General features: G+C 49.2%; 14 protein-coding genes and 2 pseudogenes. 4 read left to right on the top strand and 12 right to left on the bottom strand.

Annotated features, from left to right (window positions below; all coding sequences use genetic code 11):
* Positions 1 to 195 precede the first annotated feature (195 nt).
* Positions 196 to 1,167 carry an aldo/keto reductase gene (locus tag NYE29_RS31060; RefSeq protein WP_076114638.1) on the bottom strand — a complete coding sequence of 324 codons (972 nt, stop codon included), beginning with the start codon at positions 1,165 to 1,167 and terminating at the stop codon, positions 196 to 198.
* A 71-nt stretch (positions 1,168 to 1,238) separates the two neighbouring features.
* Between NYE29_RS31060 and NYE29_RS31065 the strand changes: the two genes are divergently transcribed.
* On the top strand, positions 1,239 to 1,703 hold the full coding sequence (locus NYE29_RS31065; RefSeq protein ID WP_340898906.1) for a MarR family winged helix-turn-helix transcriptional regulator: 465 nt from the start codon (positions 1,239 to 1,241) through the stop codon (positions 1,701 to 1,703).
* Between the two features lie 305 nt (positions 1,704 to 2,008).
* On the opposite strand, the gene NYE29_RS31070 is transcribed toward NYE29_RS31065, so the two are convergent.
* From NYE29_RS31070 to NYE29_RS31095, 6 genes and pseudogenes are all read right to left on the bottom strand, one after another.
* Entirely contained in the window at positions 2,009 to 2,374 is a 366-nt protein-coding gene (locus tag NYE29_RS31070) for a collagen-like protein (protein ID WP_340898907.1), read from the bottom strand.
* A 183-nt stretch (positions 2,375 to 2,557) separates the two neighbouring features.
* Positions 2,558 to 2,980, bottom strand: coding sequence for a VOC family protein (locus tag NYE29_RS31075; RefSeq protein ID WP_076114664.1), 423 nt, complete (start codon positions 2,978 to 2,980; stop codon positions 2,558 to 2,560).
* A gap of 79 nt (positions 2,981 to 3,059) precedes the next feature.
* Positions 3,060 to 4,034, bottom strand: a pseudogene (locus NYE29_RS31080) (sigma-70 family RNA polymerase sigma factor); the annotation flags it as partial.
* Between the two features lie 408 nt (positions 4,035 to 4,442).
* A complete protein-coding gene (locus NYE29_RS31085) occupies positions 4,443 to 6,071 on the bottom strand; it encodes a copper amine oxidase N-terminal domain-containing protein (protein WP_076114547.1) in 1,629 nt (542 codons plus the stop codon).
* A 669-nt stretch (positions 6,072 to 6,740) separates the two neighbouring features.
* Positions 6,741 to 7,190, bottom strand: a complete 450-nt coding sequence (locus NYE29_RS31090) for a WapI family immunity protein (protein WP_076114546.1) — start codon at positions 7,188 to 7,190, stop codon at positions 6,741 to 6,743.
* A gap of 233 nt (positions 7,191 to 7,423) precedes the next feature.
* The gene (locus tag NYE29_RS31095) at positions 7,424 to 7,702 is read right to left on the bottom strand and encodes a helix-turn-helix domain-containing protein (protein ID WP_340899854.1); all 279 of its coding nucleotides are present in this window, start codon (positions 7,700 to 7,702) and stop codon (positions 7,424 to 7,426) included.
* Positions 7,703 to 7,839: 137 nt separating this feature from the next.
* Between NYE29_RS31095 and NYE29_RS31100 the strand changes: the two are divergent.
* Positions 7,840 to 8,422 (top strand): annotated as a pseudogene (locus NYE29_RS31100) (M24 family metallopeptidase).
* 83 nt (positions 8,423 to 8,505) lie between these two features.
* Here the strand turns inward: NYE29_RS31100 and NYE29_RS31105 are convergent.
* On the bottom strand, positions 8,506 to 9,204 hold the full coding sequence (locus tag NYE29_RS31105) for a Crp/Fnr family transcriptional regulator (RefSeq protein WP_340898914.1): 699 nt from the start codon (positions 9,202 to 9,204) through the stop codon (positions 8,506 to 8,508).
* Positions 9,205 to 9,293: 89 nt separating this feature from the next.
* Positions 9,294 to 10,793, bottom strand: coding sequence for a DUF4153 domain-containing protein (locus NYE29_RS31110; RefSeq protein ID WP_340898917.1), 1,500 nt, complete (start codon positions 10,791 to 10,793; stop codon positions 9,294 to 9,296).
* A 113-nt stretch (positions 10,794 to 10,906) separates the two neighbouring features.
* Here NYE29_RS31110 and NYE29_RS31115 point away from each other — a divergent pair, with 113 nt between their 5' ends.
* Complete coding sequence (locus tag NYE29_RS31115) at positions 10,907 to 12,583, top strand: ABC transporter substrate-binding protein (RefSeq protein WP_340898919.1); 1,677 nt, start codon at positions 10,907 to 10,909, stop codon at positions 12,581 to 12,583.
* 76 nt (positions 12,584 to 12,659) lie between these two features.
* Here NYE29_RS31115 and NYE29_RS31120 read toward each other — a convergent pair whose 3' ends face one another.
* Positions 12,660 to 13,154: a DinB family protein gene (locus tag NYE29_RS31120; RefSeq protein ID WP_340898922.1), complete on the bottom strand. Its 495-nt coding sequence runs from the start codon at positions 13,152 to 13,154 to the stop codon at positions 12,660 to 12,662.
* A gap of 148 nt (positions 13,155 to 13,302) precedes the next feature.
* Here NYE29_RS31120 and NYE29_RS31125 point away from each other — a divergent pair, with 148 nt between their 5' ends.
* Positions 13,303 to 13,530 carry a DUF2651 family protein gene (locus NYE29_RS31125; RefSeq protein WP_340898924.1) on the top strand — a complete coding sequence of 76 codons (228 nt, stop codon included), beginning with the start codon at positions 13,303 to 13,305 and terminating at the stop codon, positions 13,528 to 13,530.
* Positions 13,531 to 13,726: 196 nt separating this feature from the next.
* Here NYE29_RS31125 and NYE29_RS31130 read toward each other — a convergent pair whose 3' ends face one another.
* Complete coding sequence (locus NYE29_RS31130; RefSeq protein ID WP_340898927.1) at positions 13,727 to 14,170, bottom strand: GNAT family N-acetyltransferase; 444 nt, start codon at positions 14,168 to 14,170, stop codon at positions 13,727 to 13,729.
* Positions 14,171 to 14,190: 20 nt separating this feature from the next.
* Positions 14,191 to 14,739 carry a histidine phosphatase family protein gene (locus tag NYE29_RS31135; RefSeq protein WP_340898929.1) on the bottom strand — a complete coding sequence of 183 codons (549 nt, stop codon included), beginning with the start codon at positions 14,737 to 14,739 and terminating at the stop codon, positions 14,191 to 14,193.

A 14,739-nucleotide genomic window follows, 5' to 3' on the forward strand; every position in this document is an offset into this window, starting at 1 on the left:
ATAAAGTTGAGATTCCTAATTTTGAATCTCCTGCTTTTCACACCGCCGGGTGCTTATAGCAGAACTTGTCGTACTTTCCCGTTAGTTCAATTGCCTGTTCTAATTCATATGTTACAGTTCCCCGTAACACCTTAAAAGCGAAAGGAGTCCCTTTTTAGGACTCTCTTCGCTACGAATGGTTAGGTATTACACGATTTATACAAGGGGATGCGGTACATAGAGCTCTTCTAGGCTGGTAATTTCTTCAGGTGTCAATTTGACCGACAACGCTGAAACGGCATCCTCGAGATGGCTGATCTTGGTCGAACCGATAATCGGGGCTGTGACCTCTTCTTTTTGCAGCACCCAAGCAAGGGCAATTTGTGCGCGTGGAAGCCCCCGATTCCGGGCAACCTCTGCCACTCTTTCCGCAACCTTGCGGTCCGCCTCTTCCGTTCTTGCAAACAAAACCTTTGCAACCTGGTCTTTCTCGGATCTTGAGGTCTGTTCATTCCAATCCCGGGTTAAGCGCCCCGCAGCCATGGGCAGGTAAGGGGTGACGCCCACTCCCTCATCTTTGCAAAGGGGGAGCATTTCTCTTTCTTCTTCCCGATAAAGTAAGTTAAGTCTATTTTCCATAGAGACGAATCGTGTCCAGCCATTACGTTCCGCGACATGCTGGGCTTTCGCGAATTGCCATGCCAGCATAGAGGATGCTCCAATGTATCTGACTTTGCCCGCCTTAATCAAATCGTGAAGGGCTTCCATGGTCTCTTCAATCGGCGTATTAGAATCCCAACGGTGGATTTGGTACAAATCAACGTAGTCTGTCCCAAGCCGTAACAGACTTTTATTAATTTCGGCCATGATCGCTTTGCGGGAGAGGCCCATCGCGTTCGGGCCTTTGCGCATTGGAACGAACACCTTCGTGGCAATTACGACTTCATCGCGACGGGAGAAATCCTTTAATGCACGGCCGAGAATTTCTTCTCCTGTTCCGTCGGAGTACATATTCGCGCTACTAAAGAAATTGATTCCCAACTCAACCGCCTTTTTAATAATCGGTCTGCTTTGTTCTTCATTCAGTGCCCATGGTGTGTTTCCGCGCTCCGGCACTCCGAAGCTCATCCCTCCAAGGCTTAGCCTTGAAACTTCCAATCCCGTTCTGCCAAGTCTCACATATTCCATTGAGCTTCACCAATCCTTTATCTTTATTGGTTGACACGTCAACCTAGGGTCACTTTACCATCTTGTGGTTGATGTGTCAACCGTGTTATGATATGCCTATGGAGACTAACGAACTGAACGATGATGAAATGCAAATATGGAATATGTGGAAGGGCTCCTTTAAGCGGATCTTTGGACGTGTGGTCAAAGATATGTCCGATCAGACCGGACTGTCCGAGGGGGACTTTGGAATTTTGGATCGTTTGGCCCAATCGAGGGACGGCCAGATGCGCCAACAAGAACTTGCCGACTCGATGGGCTGGGATAAGACTCGGCTATCTCACCACTTGACGCGGATGGAAAAAAGGGGCCTTGTTCTAAGGAAACCATTAGACACGGAGCGTGGTGTTCAAGTTCTCATTACGTCCGCCGGGCACTCCGCCTTGAATGAGACTCTTCCCATTGTATCGAAGGCCATCCGGACACACTTCCTCAATCACTTAACCGATCATGACATCGAATCGATTACGAAACTGGCGGAACGAACAAAACTTTGAGCTTAGCATATTTCAGATCTCGAGCGGAAAAAGCCCTTTTATTCTGAAGGGGCTTTTTTCGTCGCTGCCATCCTCCAGTAGACCAGAGCAATAAATCTTTATATATCTATGGATAAGAATCTGTTCAATGTCTACTCCAAAATTTTGCGTCACTTAGGGTACGGTTCACCGCGCTGTCTCTAACGGCAAGTTTTAGGGCCATCCTTTTGTGGAATGGCTCTTTCTTTTCCCTCGCTTTGTTCAACAATCGTATCCGTTAGCACAACAAAGAGAACAGCCGCAGGCTGTTCTCTTTGTTATCTGCCTTAGAAGCATGTGAACGAGCTAATCCGATTCAAATCAATGCCGAAGTACGCCCAGAAGAAACCAGTCCATCTGAACCCTGCAATAGAATTACGCCCGACGAATACCGGGAAGAACCAGAATTGCTCGCCGTTGTTCAGCCAAATGTATGTGTTACGGAACAGGCATCGTCTGATTCCCCCGGGGTCGATGGCAAAAGCGGTAGCTGGCATTTGCGGTACGAATTGCGGTGGAGGAGCCGTCGGCGCTTGAACGCCTCCCGGTGCACCTCCCGGAAGCCCCGGTCCTCCCGGCACGCCAGGTCCGCCAGGTCCGCCCGGGAACCCCGGAAATCCTCCGCCGGTCCCCGGTGTTGGAAAAAACCCCATATGTGATCGCTCCTTTCAATGATTAGGCATAATCATCATATGCATTCGCGGAAAGGGCGCTTGGGCCGATGCCCAACAATAAGATTTAATCGACTATGCACAACACGGATGGTTTCGACACAAATCCAAGCTTTACAAAAAAAAGAGTCGCACCATCATCTTGTGCAACTCTTTATCCGTAATTTAGTCTTCAATTTCAGTATAAATTTGAAAAGTCACGCCGAATTTGTCCGTTACATCGCCAAACCCAGGGCTGAAAGGTTCTTCTTTAAACGGCATATTGACCTGACCTTCTTGCCGCAAGGCTTCATAAATCCGTTTTGATTCTTCTACTTCATTCGTTGTAATGCAGATGGTGACCCGTTTCCCGTTTTCACTAGGCGAACCGCCTGGAGCATCCGATAACATGAGTTCCGTTACTCCGACCTTTAACTTGGCGTGCGCTACAAGATTACTCAGATCGTCAGTGAACGTACCAGGCATGTCCGGCATTTCACCGTAAGTCACCATGGAGAGGATTTCTGCACCGATGGCTTGTTCATAAAATTGAATTGCTTCCTTTACCCGGCCCTCCAAAGTAATATAAGGGGTAAGTTTTACCGTCATAAGATTGTTCCTCCTTAAATTTTGATTTGATTCAATGTGGTTCATAAGTATAGACGATCCGGCCACCGTAAACTCATCGCTATATTGAAAAATCCTGCTTCGCGTCCAAACCTGTAGGCAATCCAAATCGAACAAATAAATCGGAGTCAATGAAATAATGGATATGAGCGATCTTATCCTGTTCTATCTCTAGAATATGAATGCTCCACGGAGCCAGCAGCCCATCCCTTCCGGTGGGTACATACTGAGCAAAAGCTGGACTATCCCCGTTAGCCCGAATCGGCAGCAATCTGGAACCCAAACAATGGCTGCGTGTTGTATTGTAGAATGAAGACAGATTAGAGCTGCCACGAACCCACATCTTAAATGGCGGCATCGACAAGCTACCGTTCTCGTGGAATAATGCTAACAATGCATCGATGTCGTACTGTTCGAAAGCTTCCATATAACTTGCAAGCACTTGTTGATCTGCCTGAACATCTCCCCCTTGTAATTCTTCGGACCGAAGATTCGACCGAGCGATCGTCGAGCGAGCCCGTTGCAAAGCGCTGTTGACGGCTGCCGTGGTCATCCCCATCGCATTCGCTGCCTCATTCGCCGACCATCGGAAGACATCAAGCAGGATCAGTACGGCGCGTTGCCGGGGCGGCAATATTTGCAGGATCGCAACAAAAGATAATCGAATGGTTTCTCTGCTAACCACGATATTGGCCGGGTCACCAACGTTATCGGGGGCCGGCCAGATCCACGAACTTCGGGGCAAGCTGTCCCTTGGTTCCATAATAATAGACGCGGGTTCTGAGAGATCCATCGGAAGTGCCCGACGCTTTGCACTCCTTAACCTATCCAAACAAACATTAGTGGCAATCTGATACATCCAAGCTTTACGGGAAGAATTCTGCCTAATCTGGTCCCAGTTCTGCCAAGCGCGAAGCAGCGTATCCTGCACCGCATCTTCCGCTTCAAAAATGGACCCCATCATCCGATAACAATATCCGATTAGTTCAGAACGCAACTCCTCGAGCATGTCTATTCCATGCTTTTGGCTCATTTTACGTTTCCTCCTTTTTGGCGTCCAAAAAACTTATATCTTACTACTCATATTAACATTTCATAAGCGAGAAAACTTGCCTCTATTTGTGATACGGTTCACCGCGGATAATCTTAAACTATCCTGCCCGTTAGTTTAGAAAAAGCAGCCGATCACAAGAAGCCGCGGTTCTTGTAGCCGCCTGCGATCCAAGCATACCAATTTGGCCAAAACCGCGTAGAGAAGTCCGTTATCGATGAGCAGGAATGGCAATATCATAATCTGAATTACTCGGATGTCCTATTTTTACATACAGGGTTTTGATTATTTCCCTCTAAATCGACCATAAAAAAACAAGCCGGACAAATCCCGGCTTGTTTAGGCGATCGTTTATTCGGAGTACTGTAGGGCTCCAACATATATCCAGATCATTCATTGCTTAGGCAGTACTTTCAGGCGCTCAAACTCCTTGATGGTTTGGGCATTGCTAAGAAATATGTTTTTTCCACCAAGCTCGGAACCCATGGCCAGCTTATCCCCGGATGCTCTGTAAATGCTGACCGAATCGCCGGTAGAAAAATTTACTGACATTCCATGGAAGAACGTTACCGGAAATGTCCGAGGCAGCGTAACTTCAACGCCTTCTGCGGTGATTTTCCTTAGGATGCGGCAAACCGTACGGATCCCTTCCTGATCCTGTTTATTCGTTCCGATCAGCGGTTTATACATGAGATCCCCATCCTGAATATCTACAGACACGACCGTATCGGTAGAGCATGAGGATGCCATCTCCTGAAAGCTGCGCTCCTTGGGAAGCGCCTTTCGTTCTTCTTCATAAGACGGTCGTTCGTAGGACAGTCGTTCTGATTGGCTGTTGTTGTTTTGGAACGGACTGAGATAATCGAAATCCAAAACGCCGTGCCCCACGTCCCCACCAAAGCTCAACGAATCCCCAGGATATGGCGTCTGGTTGTCATGGGCATATGCCAAATCTTTTCCTGTCAGGAGCTTATCTGCCAGGACCACAGTAGAGTTGTCTTTCAGGTCGATAAGTGTCAGCAGGCCGCTGCGGTTGGGTCGGACTACCAGAAAATCGGTACCCACAGCCTGGACGCCGAACACGTCGTCCTGCTGGGTCAGCTCCGCCAGATCATACGTTGAGACGACTTTCCCATCATCGTTATATACCAACACGATCTTGCCGTCCGTCAGCACCGTATAATCAATCCAGCCGTTTGGATCATAGACCTGATAATACGACGTATTTGGCTCATACCGTTGGTCATACGACGCATGCTTCTGCTCGACGATCCGGTTATCGCGGATCAGAAGAGTGTAGACTTCATAATGAGGATGGGGACTTGCAAATCTGTCCACTAATGTCAGCACCGTATTCTTACCTTGCTTGCTAGGCTGAACAAAAACCGTACCCTGCAACTGCGCATCCAACTTGCCGATAGAAAGTACATCGGACTGTTCGTCTTTGCCCATATACAGGTCATGGGTCGTATGATTCAACCATATCGCAAACGGGTTCAGCTTGAGGTAATCGTTCGGCTTCGTCATGCGTACGTTATGTGTGGCCGCCTCCCATTTAACTTCTGCTCCAACAGCCTCCGAGAAAAAGCGCAGCGGTACATACACACGCCCATCAACCATTCGGAGGGGCGTGGACAGAGCGACTGGCTGCCCATTTACGGCTGCGCTGGTCGAGCCGAAGGGAATTTTTACCGTGAGTTCCGGATACCTCATCGTCACCGTTTTGGCCTGTGTGTTCCAGGACACCAAGGTTCCGAGCAGTTCCCCGATATCCCGGACAGGCAGATAAACCGCACCTTGGTCTAGGAAAGAAGGTGTTTTCGTCTTTACCACTTTTCCGTTAATCGTGATGTTAATGTCGTTTTTAACAGATGTAGCGAGGGCTTCAGATTTGTCCGCCCATACGGGTAGCACGATGACAAATGCTGCAGCCATGGCCAGAATCGTCGCCGGCAGAAATGAAGACCATCGTAATTTGAAGCGCATCTCGCAGGAAAACTTGGTTTTTAGGTTTTTAATCATCTGTTCATTCCTCCTTTAAGGTGGTTTTAAAAAAATAAATTCTATTGCCCATTTATCTTTGGCTTTTTATGGGTACTCAGACGGCAAATATTGTGAGTGTTGGACCGTTTCTCGAAGCATTTTTTGGACTTATTGTGTTACCTTTGGTTCTTGCTTTACTTTCACAGTGGTGGGCAAGACAGCAACCTCGTGGGGAATGACTCCTTGATGATGCAGTATGGCTCCCTGTGCCTTTAATGGCAGTAACTCAATTTGTTGTCATTGCTTCTCAAATTGCTAAACTTTACACCTCTTTTAATTTTATTGCCCAAGTGATTCCTGTATATATAGGGTGTATGATTATTATACCGATTATTGCTCTATCGTTTCTCGTATATTCCGTCTAGATACAGGGGCAGGGCGCGCTCTTATTTTTAGTGCTGGAACTCGTAACTCCCTTGTCGTTCTTCCCGTTGCACTGGCTCTTACGGAACCTATCAATGCGCTAGTGTCAGCTGTGATCGTAACGCAAACAATCGTCGTAGAGCTTATTGGGGAACTAATTTATACTCGTCTTGTTCCAAATGTCCTTATACGGGAAAAAAATAGCTAAAAGGAGAGTGTTATTACAGATTTGCTTATAAAATCAGTCTTTCGGTCTTTTAACTATCCTGCCCGTTAGTTTAATGGCTACTTAGGACATATTCCTTTCATATCCCCATAGTGGTTAACGATTTGTTTCAATCCGTCGAGCGTCTCCACAAAAAAGCTTTGATCGCTTTCGATTTCAAATATTAACTCATTGCCCTCGTGTGCAAACTCCTTGAAGTAACCTTCAATGATGACCTGCCCTCGCTTGTTAAACTTAACTTCTAGCTTTAGGTTCACTTCAGAATTTATCAATGCTGCAATCCCGTCTAAATCAGCCATACACCGTATCAACTGATCGTAGAACTGGTACACTTCACCTGTTGAGAACCACAACTGACCCTTGAGGTAATAGTTCCCACTCTTAATTTCTACAATTCCTCTAACATCATATCCACCAAAATGGCTTGTCATGTTCGGAAAATCGAATGCCTCTTCTATCGTGATTTGTACAAAACAGCCCTTTTTCCCTCGTACTACAAACTCATGCACTTTAACCAGCTCACTTAATTGGGATTTTCCACTTTGTTTAACTATATTTGCTCGTTTTCACTCCGCAGCAGGCAGCAGGTCTTGAACGGAAAACTTATTGGACGTGCTGCTCCAGGGTTTCGGGAATGCCCGGTCAGGATAGATTGAGTCGAAAAAGGAATAGCCCAGCGGATCATATATCTTTAGCTCTTCCCGAGTATTAGGTTAAGTGGACAACACAACTATGGCTCTCTTCATTTTTTATTGTAATGCTTGTTAAAAAATGTTTTCCTGTATTGGGTGGGGGTGATGCTCTCATATTTTTTGAACAAACGCATGAAATATTTTGAATCCTCGTAACCCACCTCCGAGGCAATTTGCACAATGCTCAAATCTGTTTCCGTTAGCAACTTTTTGGCATGCTTCAATCGAAAGGTAATGATTTGCTCGGAGATTCCGATCCCGGTATTCTCTTTGTAAATTCTCGACAGATAGCTTTTGTTGTATTTGAAATGATCAGCAATTTTATCAATCGTAACGACAGTTCAAATCCTTGGTCAAAGCGGACACGTGGGCTGTAACAGGCTGGGTGGAGAAATTCCGCGAGGTCAAGGATGAAGAAGAGCTTCGAAGTACCCTGGAAGCCGTACGTATAGCTGATAAGACCTTTATGCATATTCTCAACTACATTCGTCCGGGAGTTACCGAGCTCGATGTGGCGACAGAAATGGAATACTTCATGAAGCGGAACGGAGAAGACGGCCTTCCCCACCATCGTGGCATCCGGTATCCGCTCCTCCTATCCCCACGGTGAGGCCAGCCATAAAGAAATCGAGCGGGGCGACACGGTGATCTTAGATTTTGGAGCAACTTACGAGGGTTACGTTTCCGACATCACCCGAACCATTGCCGTAGGTCAGCCAGATTCACGACTTGACGATAGCTATTATCTGGTGCTGGAGGCACAAAAAGCAGGACTTTGCGCAATCCGTTCCGGAATGAAAAGCACGGAGCTGGATTCGATCACCCGGGCTCCCTTTATCCGTGAAGGGATGAATGCCCATTTCACCCATGGCGCCGGTCACAGCATCGGACTGGACATTCATGAAGCCCCTTATATCAGCTCCAAGTCGGAGCATAAGTTTGCAGAGCATACCATTATGACGATCGAGCCGGGATTATATTTTCAGGGGTTGGCGGAGTGCGTATCGAAGATGATGTCCTTGTCAAATCAGAGGATAGCTGTACATTAAGCAAATCACCGAAAAGCGATTTGCTTGTACTACCGTTTTATTGACAGATTCAAAACAGCCCATTCCGCTCTCTCCAATCCCGTTTATTCATATAAATTCCCGTTCGCAAGCCGGGCCAGCTTAGCTTCATCCAGCACACTCAAACGGCCCTGTCTGCGTTCAATGATGCCATCCTCAATGAACCGCCGCACAATCCGGTTCAGATGGCGGTAGCTCGTTCCGAGCAAATCCGCCGTCTCCGTAAGACTTGCCGTGCGGAGCTCCTCCACACGATGCCCGCCGACGCTGTCCGCGAACATGGACATCAGATAGCTGGCAAACCGGTTCTCCACCGGGTAGAGCAGATTCAGCGCGGAGGTCTGGCCGAGCGTGTACAGCTTGTGGCTTAGCTCTCCGACCAGAAAACGCAGCAGCGCCGTGTTCTCTTCCATCTCTTTCAGCAGCAGCTTTCTGCCGGCCACCAGCAGCAGGCTGTCGCCGACAGACTCCACCTCATTTTTAACCGGATACTGCCGCAGCAGCTCCACGTCCCCAATCACGGACATCGGTCTGGCAAACCGCACCAGCATCGATTTTCCGTTGGGGAGCAGCGTGTGAATTTTGAGCTTCCCTTGGACCAGGATGAACATGCTCTCCAGCCGGTCTCCGACCGAGCAGACCGCTTCCCCGTCGCTGTACCGACGCAGCTCCATTCTTTCAATGACCTCAGTGCTGAACATCTCTTCCAGCCCGTTCTTCCCGGCCAGTGTACGGACAGCCTCAAGATCCAATATTGTGTTCATTCCGTGCTTCCTCCTTGACCTCATGCTGGCTTCAATGTACCACAATATATAGTAGAGTATAACCCGTCCCCGATTTCAAAATAAAGTCTCTATTCCGCGAAATATTGCTCCAGGGCCTGCTGCGCCCGGTATTTGGATATATTGAAGGATGGCCATTCTTGTTCAGCAATTGTGTTGCTCTGCCACTTGTCACGCAGGTTCTGATCCAGCAGCCCATCCTCTTTCTTGCTGAATTCAATCAGCTTCGGGACCGCATCCCAGGATAGTCCGCTCAAATAGGCAGCATCCAGCTTGCCGCTGGCTTCATACCGTTCCATATTTCTGCCGGCAATGATCCCGTCCATCCCAATATAATTCATCAGCACGTACGCAAGCAGACCAAGCACAATATAACATTTGGCCAGCGGGAAGTTCACCCGGCTAATCCGCACCGCCGCAATGACCAGCAGCAAACCGAGAAAGATCATAAAGGCGTGCACGAGAAAGCGGATATAGGTGTAGCCGTAGGCTTCCTCATACAGTGCCAGACGGGAGTAGGCAGAATACAACATAACCATGGAGCACAGGACCAAGGTATAGAGCAGGACGTTAATGATCTTTTTCAGCGTTTTCTTCACTTCCCCTACGGACAGCAGCGACAAGAGCAGAATCGCAAAGTTGATGGCTGTAACCAGAATCAGCTCGAAAAATCCGCTCCGGGCATAGTCAGCATACGTGCTGCCTTCCGGCAAAACCCCATCCCATGCACCAAACAAATATGAAAACTGCACGCTGACAAACAACACATACACGGTATTGATCGACACAAGGATTGTGGTGATAATTACCGGATCAATGGAAAAGGTGAAGGGTTCACGGACCGGCTCGCCGTCCAGCGGCGGCACGCTCCAGTCATAGTGTTTAGGATCAGCGAACCCTTGGGCAAAACCGAACAGTCCCATTCCGAGCAGGATGATCCATAAGATGCGGGCTAAGCCGTTACTGAATGAGATCCGCTCCAGCAGCGCCGGTACGTCCGCCAGTATCTCATGAAATACACCGTCGGCTGAAGAGAGCAGTGAGATTACAATCAGCAGCAGCGGGCAGGAGATGAGCAGTCCAATCAACACTTTGACCAGCACCTGCTTGCGCTCCCCTTGCAGATTCCTGCCTCCTGCTTTTTGGATAATCTTAAACACCGTAGGCCAATGCCGCAGGCTCTGTGCAAAAAAGTGCTCGGTCGCAGCGCCAATCAGTGCTAACCCGCTCCAGGACGGAAGGCGATAGCTCAGCATATAGGTCATATGTAAGAAAATCAGCGCCGGAATCACCAGGAAATTCAGCCCGAAGAAAAACCAGTTTGCAAACAGTGCATACGTCAAGGAGAGCAGAAATACGGCTCCCAGCCAAACGTAGCTGAACCACGTGTTCTTACGTAACCTATCCTTGGCAACATAGAGCACAAAGATATAGAGCAAGCATACAAAAGTCGGTATAGAAACGCCTGCCATCTGGCCGTAGAACAGATACTGATGCACGTCAGCCAGCAGAAATGCAGCAATTAATGCGTAAAGCGGCCGCATTGCTGTAACCTCATTTTCATGATCCATGGTAAATCCCCCCATTTTATTGCTTTCTTATCCCAATTTTAGCTGATAAAATAAGAAGAAAAAGAGAAAGAAATGAGTTTGTATTTCCTATTTTAAGAAAGGAACAGCCGACAATGAAACTGCACAGCCAATTTCTGAAGCTGCACTCCCATCATGGGGGGGCGGCGGAAATCATGGTCACCCTTGATGAACTGGCTTTAACTCTGGGCTGCACCCACCGCAATGCATTACATGTAATCAATAAAATGTCGGAGCAGGGCTGGATCGTCTGGACGCCCAGCCGGGGGCGGGGCCGCCGGTCCTCCCTGAAATTTCTCACGGATTCCGAGACAATCGCCCTGCAATCCATGAAGCAGGCGATCAGCAGCAGAGATATCCGCAGCGCCATGGAGGGCATCCGCGGACATGCCCGTTCCTCCTCGCTGCAGGATTCCCTGCAGGGCTGGCTGATGTCCTACTTCGGCCATCACTCCGAGATCCGCAGCAACAAGCGGATTGACAGCTTACGGCTGCCGGTCAACCAGCAGCTCCATACCTTTGATCCGCTGTACATGAATTTATTGGCGGAGTCCTTCGTGTCCAGCCATGTGTTCGACGGGCTGGTAGGACGCGGCGGCGAACGGGACGACATCCTTCCCGGGCTCGCCCATGCCTGGGATGTAGATGACAGCCGCACCAGCTGGACATTCCATCTGCGCAAGGATGTCTTCTTCCATCATGGCAAGGTGCTGGCTGCTGAAGATGTTGTCTATTCCTTCGAACGGATGATGACTTCGTCGCACCGGATGCTGTACAACTCTATTTTCAAAGAGATTCAGGAAGTGAACGCCCTGAACGTTACCACGGTGCGATTTCTGCTCAAGAAACCCAATGAGCTCTTCCTGCCTTTCCTGTGCACGAGCCGGGCAGCTGTCGTTCCACGGGATCTGGAAAGCCAGGGTGAGAGCAGCTTTGGGCGCAGACCGGCAGGCACCGGACCGTTCAAGGTAGCGGAGATGCATGAGGATTCCTGCGTACTGGAGGTATTCCCGTATTACTTTCAGGGCCGCGCCCATCTGGACCGGGTGGAAATTCTCTATGTACCGTGGGGGATAAGTAATTCTTCTCCGGAGACAAGCTCCGGCTTCCACATTGTTACGAATCCTTCTGTCTCTGACCCTTCGGCCTGGAGCCGGATTCATTCCGAGTCCTCTGTGCGGAAATTTGTGACCTTCAATACGAAAAAAAAGGGACCGCTAAGTGATCCCCTTCTTCGGGCAGACATTGTATCCTGTTTGAACGCGGATGTGGAGACGCATGGACCACAGCAGCCAGAGCCTCATCCGGAAGCGCTGCAAATTGCCACGATCCCGCAATATTCCGGCGATGCCGAATCCATTGCCGCAAGGCTGAAGCGCCAGGGTTATACCTGCACGGTACTGACCGTCTCCCCGGAGGAATTCAAAGGCCCGGTCCGCCTGCAAGCCGACCTGATTGTTTTCTCCCTGCTCCGTGATCAGGATGAGCAGCTCCGGCTGTTCGACCTGTATCTGACGCTCGCGCAGCATATCGAGCCGCGTACCCGTGCCGATATTGAAGGCCGGCTGAGCCTCATTTCCCGCGAGCCGCATTTCCAGGCCAGAGCCGAGGGCTTCAAGATCATCGAAGACAGCCTGATCCGCGATCATCAGCTGCATATCCTGTACGAAAAGCCCACCGAAACGGCTTACCTTCCCTCTGTGCGCGGTGTAACCTTCAATAGCCAGGGCTGGGTCGACCTGCGCCATCTATGGTTCCCGCCGGAGCTGTAGAGCCTCCAAGGACAGTTGGCCTGGTCATTCCAGTGGCCGAGGGGGGCGATGAGCGGACGACTTTCAGAGTTAAAGTTCAATTCCGTAAGCCCGGCAGGCTGTCCGCTAACCCTTTGCCGATCACATTGGCGGAAGGCGGCTGCTTCCCGAGCTCTCGGGCCCAGACGGAGAGCTGCCCGGTATGATGAATTTCATGAGCGATAACATGGCGCATAATTTCGCCCCAGGCATCGGTAACCACCGAACCGTCACTGCGCTCATCTGCAAAAACATTCCGCTCAAGACCTTCATGCCAGGCCAGCACAAAGTCTTCCACCTCGGGACGAAACTTTGCATCCAGCTCCCGTACCTTTTGCAGGCTGCTGTACCGGGCAAAATCCTCCTGAAAATCCGGCTTGCCCTCCATCACCATAATCCAGCTCCACTCTACATCGGCAATATGAAACAGCGTCTTCAATATCCCGCCAACGCCGCCTGTACGCGGCTTCAGCAGTTCCTCTTCCGGTATCTCCTCACACCATTTGTACCACTGCTCGCGAACCATCCAGTTATAACGGAAAAACGTCTCCATCCAACCCCTCCAATAATGTTAAATTCATTACAGTTGCAGACAGTTTAACATATAGCAGAACCGGCATGGCATGGAAAAAATAATTATACTTGTCATACAGCTTCTTCCAGGAAAAAGTATATAATTATAGAATATTTTATATTGAGGAGTGAATCCGTTGCTTTTGGTTTTTGTAATCTGTCCTATAATCGTTATAGTCACTTCAATTGTTGGTTTTATGTTGATTAGAAGATGGTTCGTAATGCCGTTATTAACTTTTATTGTTTTCACAGTACTAACTTTTACCGTCTTCAATGAGTCCTTTTTCATTTGGGCGATAGTTTATGCAATATTATCAGTCATCGTAGGTTTAATGATGAAGTCAGCAAATAAGTAAAAATCAACAAACGTAATGATTAACGGCCCCATATTGGAGTCGTTTTTCTATGCCTAAGCGAAAAAAACCAGCCTCTGCAAGGCTGGCGGGATATTCTTAATTCTTCTTTCGCTTCCTGCGGTTTTCCCAGAGAGTATCTGTGATTGCATCAAAGATAATTTCAAAAAATGCCCACACGCCACTCCCTCCCTCATGTTTAATGTGAGCTTAGGTGCTTGCGGTACCCTTCTACCTTTTCATCCCGGTAGCCCATAGACTCATAGAAGACATGCGCTTCCTTACGCTGCTCACCGGAGACGAGGATAATGTAATAGCAGTCTCTCTCGTGGGCGGCTTGCTCAATGGCAGTCATAAGCTTTTTGCCGAGACCCTGGCGTCTGGCGCTGGAGGATACAACTACATTCTCGATCACCATAAACGGCCGGCAGTCTCCGACGAGATCCTGGCATTCAATCCCCATCAAGGAGCCGAGCAGCTCCCCGTCCACGTACGCCCCGAGCAAGATGTACCGGCTGTCTGCCTTTATCCTGTTAAAAGCTTCTGCCAGCTTCACTTGATCTGTTCGATGGCCTATCAATTCACTGTACAGCTCATTTAATGCCTCAAGAGCATCTGCTTCAATTTCCTTAATGGTGACCATTTTGTGCATCCCGCTTTCATTTAATTTTCTATCTTCTCATATGTATAAAGCTGCCCATTTCGCGGATGTCCCATCCGCTTCCCTTGATAGGATCTGCGCCGCAGTTCCCGCTCCAGCTGCTTCATAAAAGCGCCATGCGTGACGATCAGCACACCAGAGCGCTGCGGTACTGACTCCAGGAGATCGACAGCCGCTTTCACGCGCTGACTGGTTGTCTGCCTGCTCTCTGGCTGGGAGCGGTGACCGAATATCCAGGACAGACGTCCGAGAGCCAACCACCAGGGTACCGGCAGCCTGGGACCCGATACACTAACCGCAGCCACTTCAATTTCTCTCAGCTGCTCCGTGAATGTAATGCCGCCTGAGTAGATGCTGCGGGCAGTATCCACCGCTCTGGGCAGATCGCTGCACAGGCAATGATCCCACAGTTCTGCAGGCTGCTTCCACTCCCCGGTCCGGATATCCACTGCATCATACAATCTCACCCATTCATTGAACTGACGGCCGTTCACCCAGCCCTGCAGCGGCGGAGGCTCTACTTTGAAATGTCTGACCAATCCGAATTTCAC

Origin of the sequence: Paenibacillus sp. FSL M7-1046 (genome assembly GCF_038007405.1) — a bacterium.
Taxonomy (GTDB): domain Bacteria; phylum Bacillota; class Bacilli; order Paenibacillales; family Paenibacillaceae; genus Paenibacillus_AQ.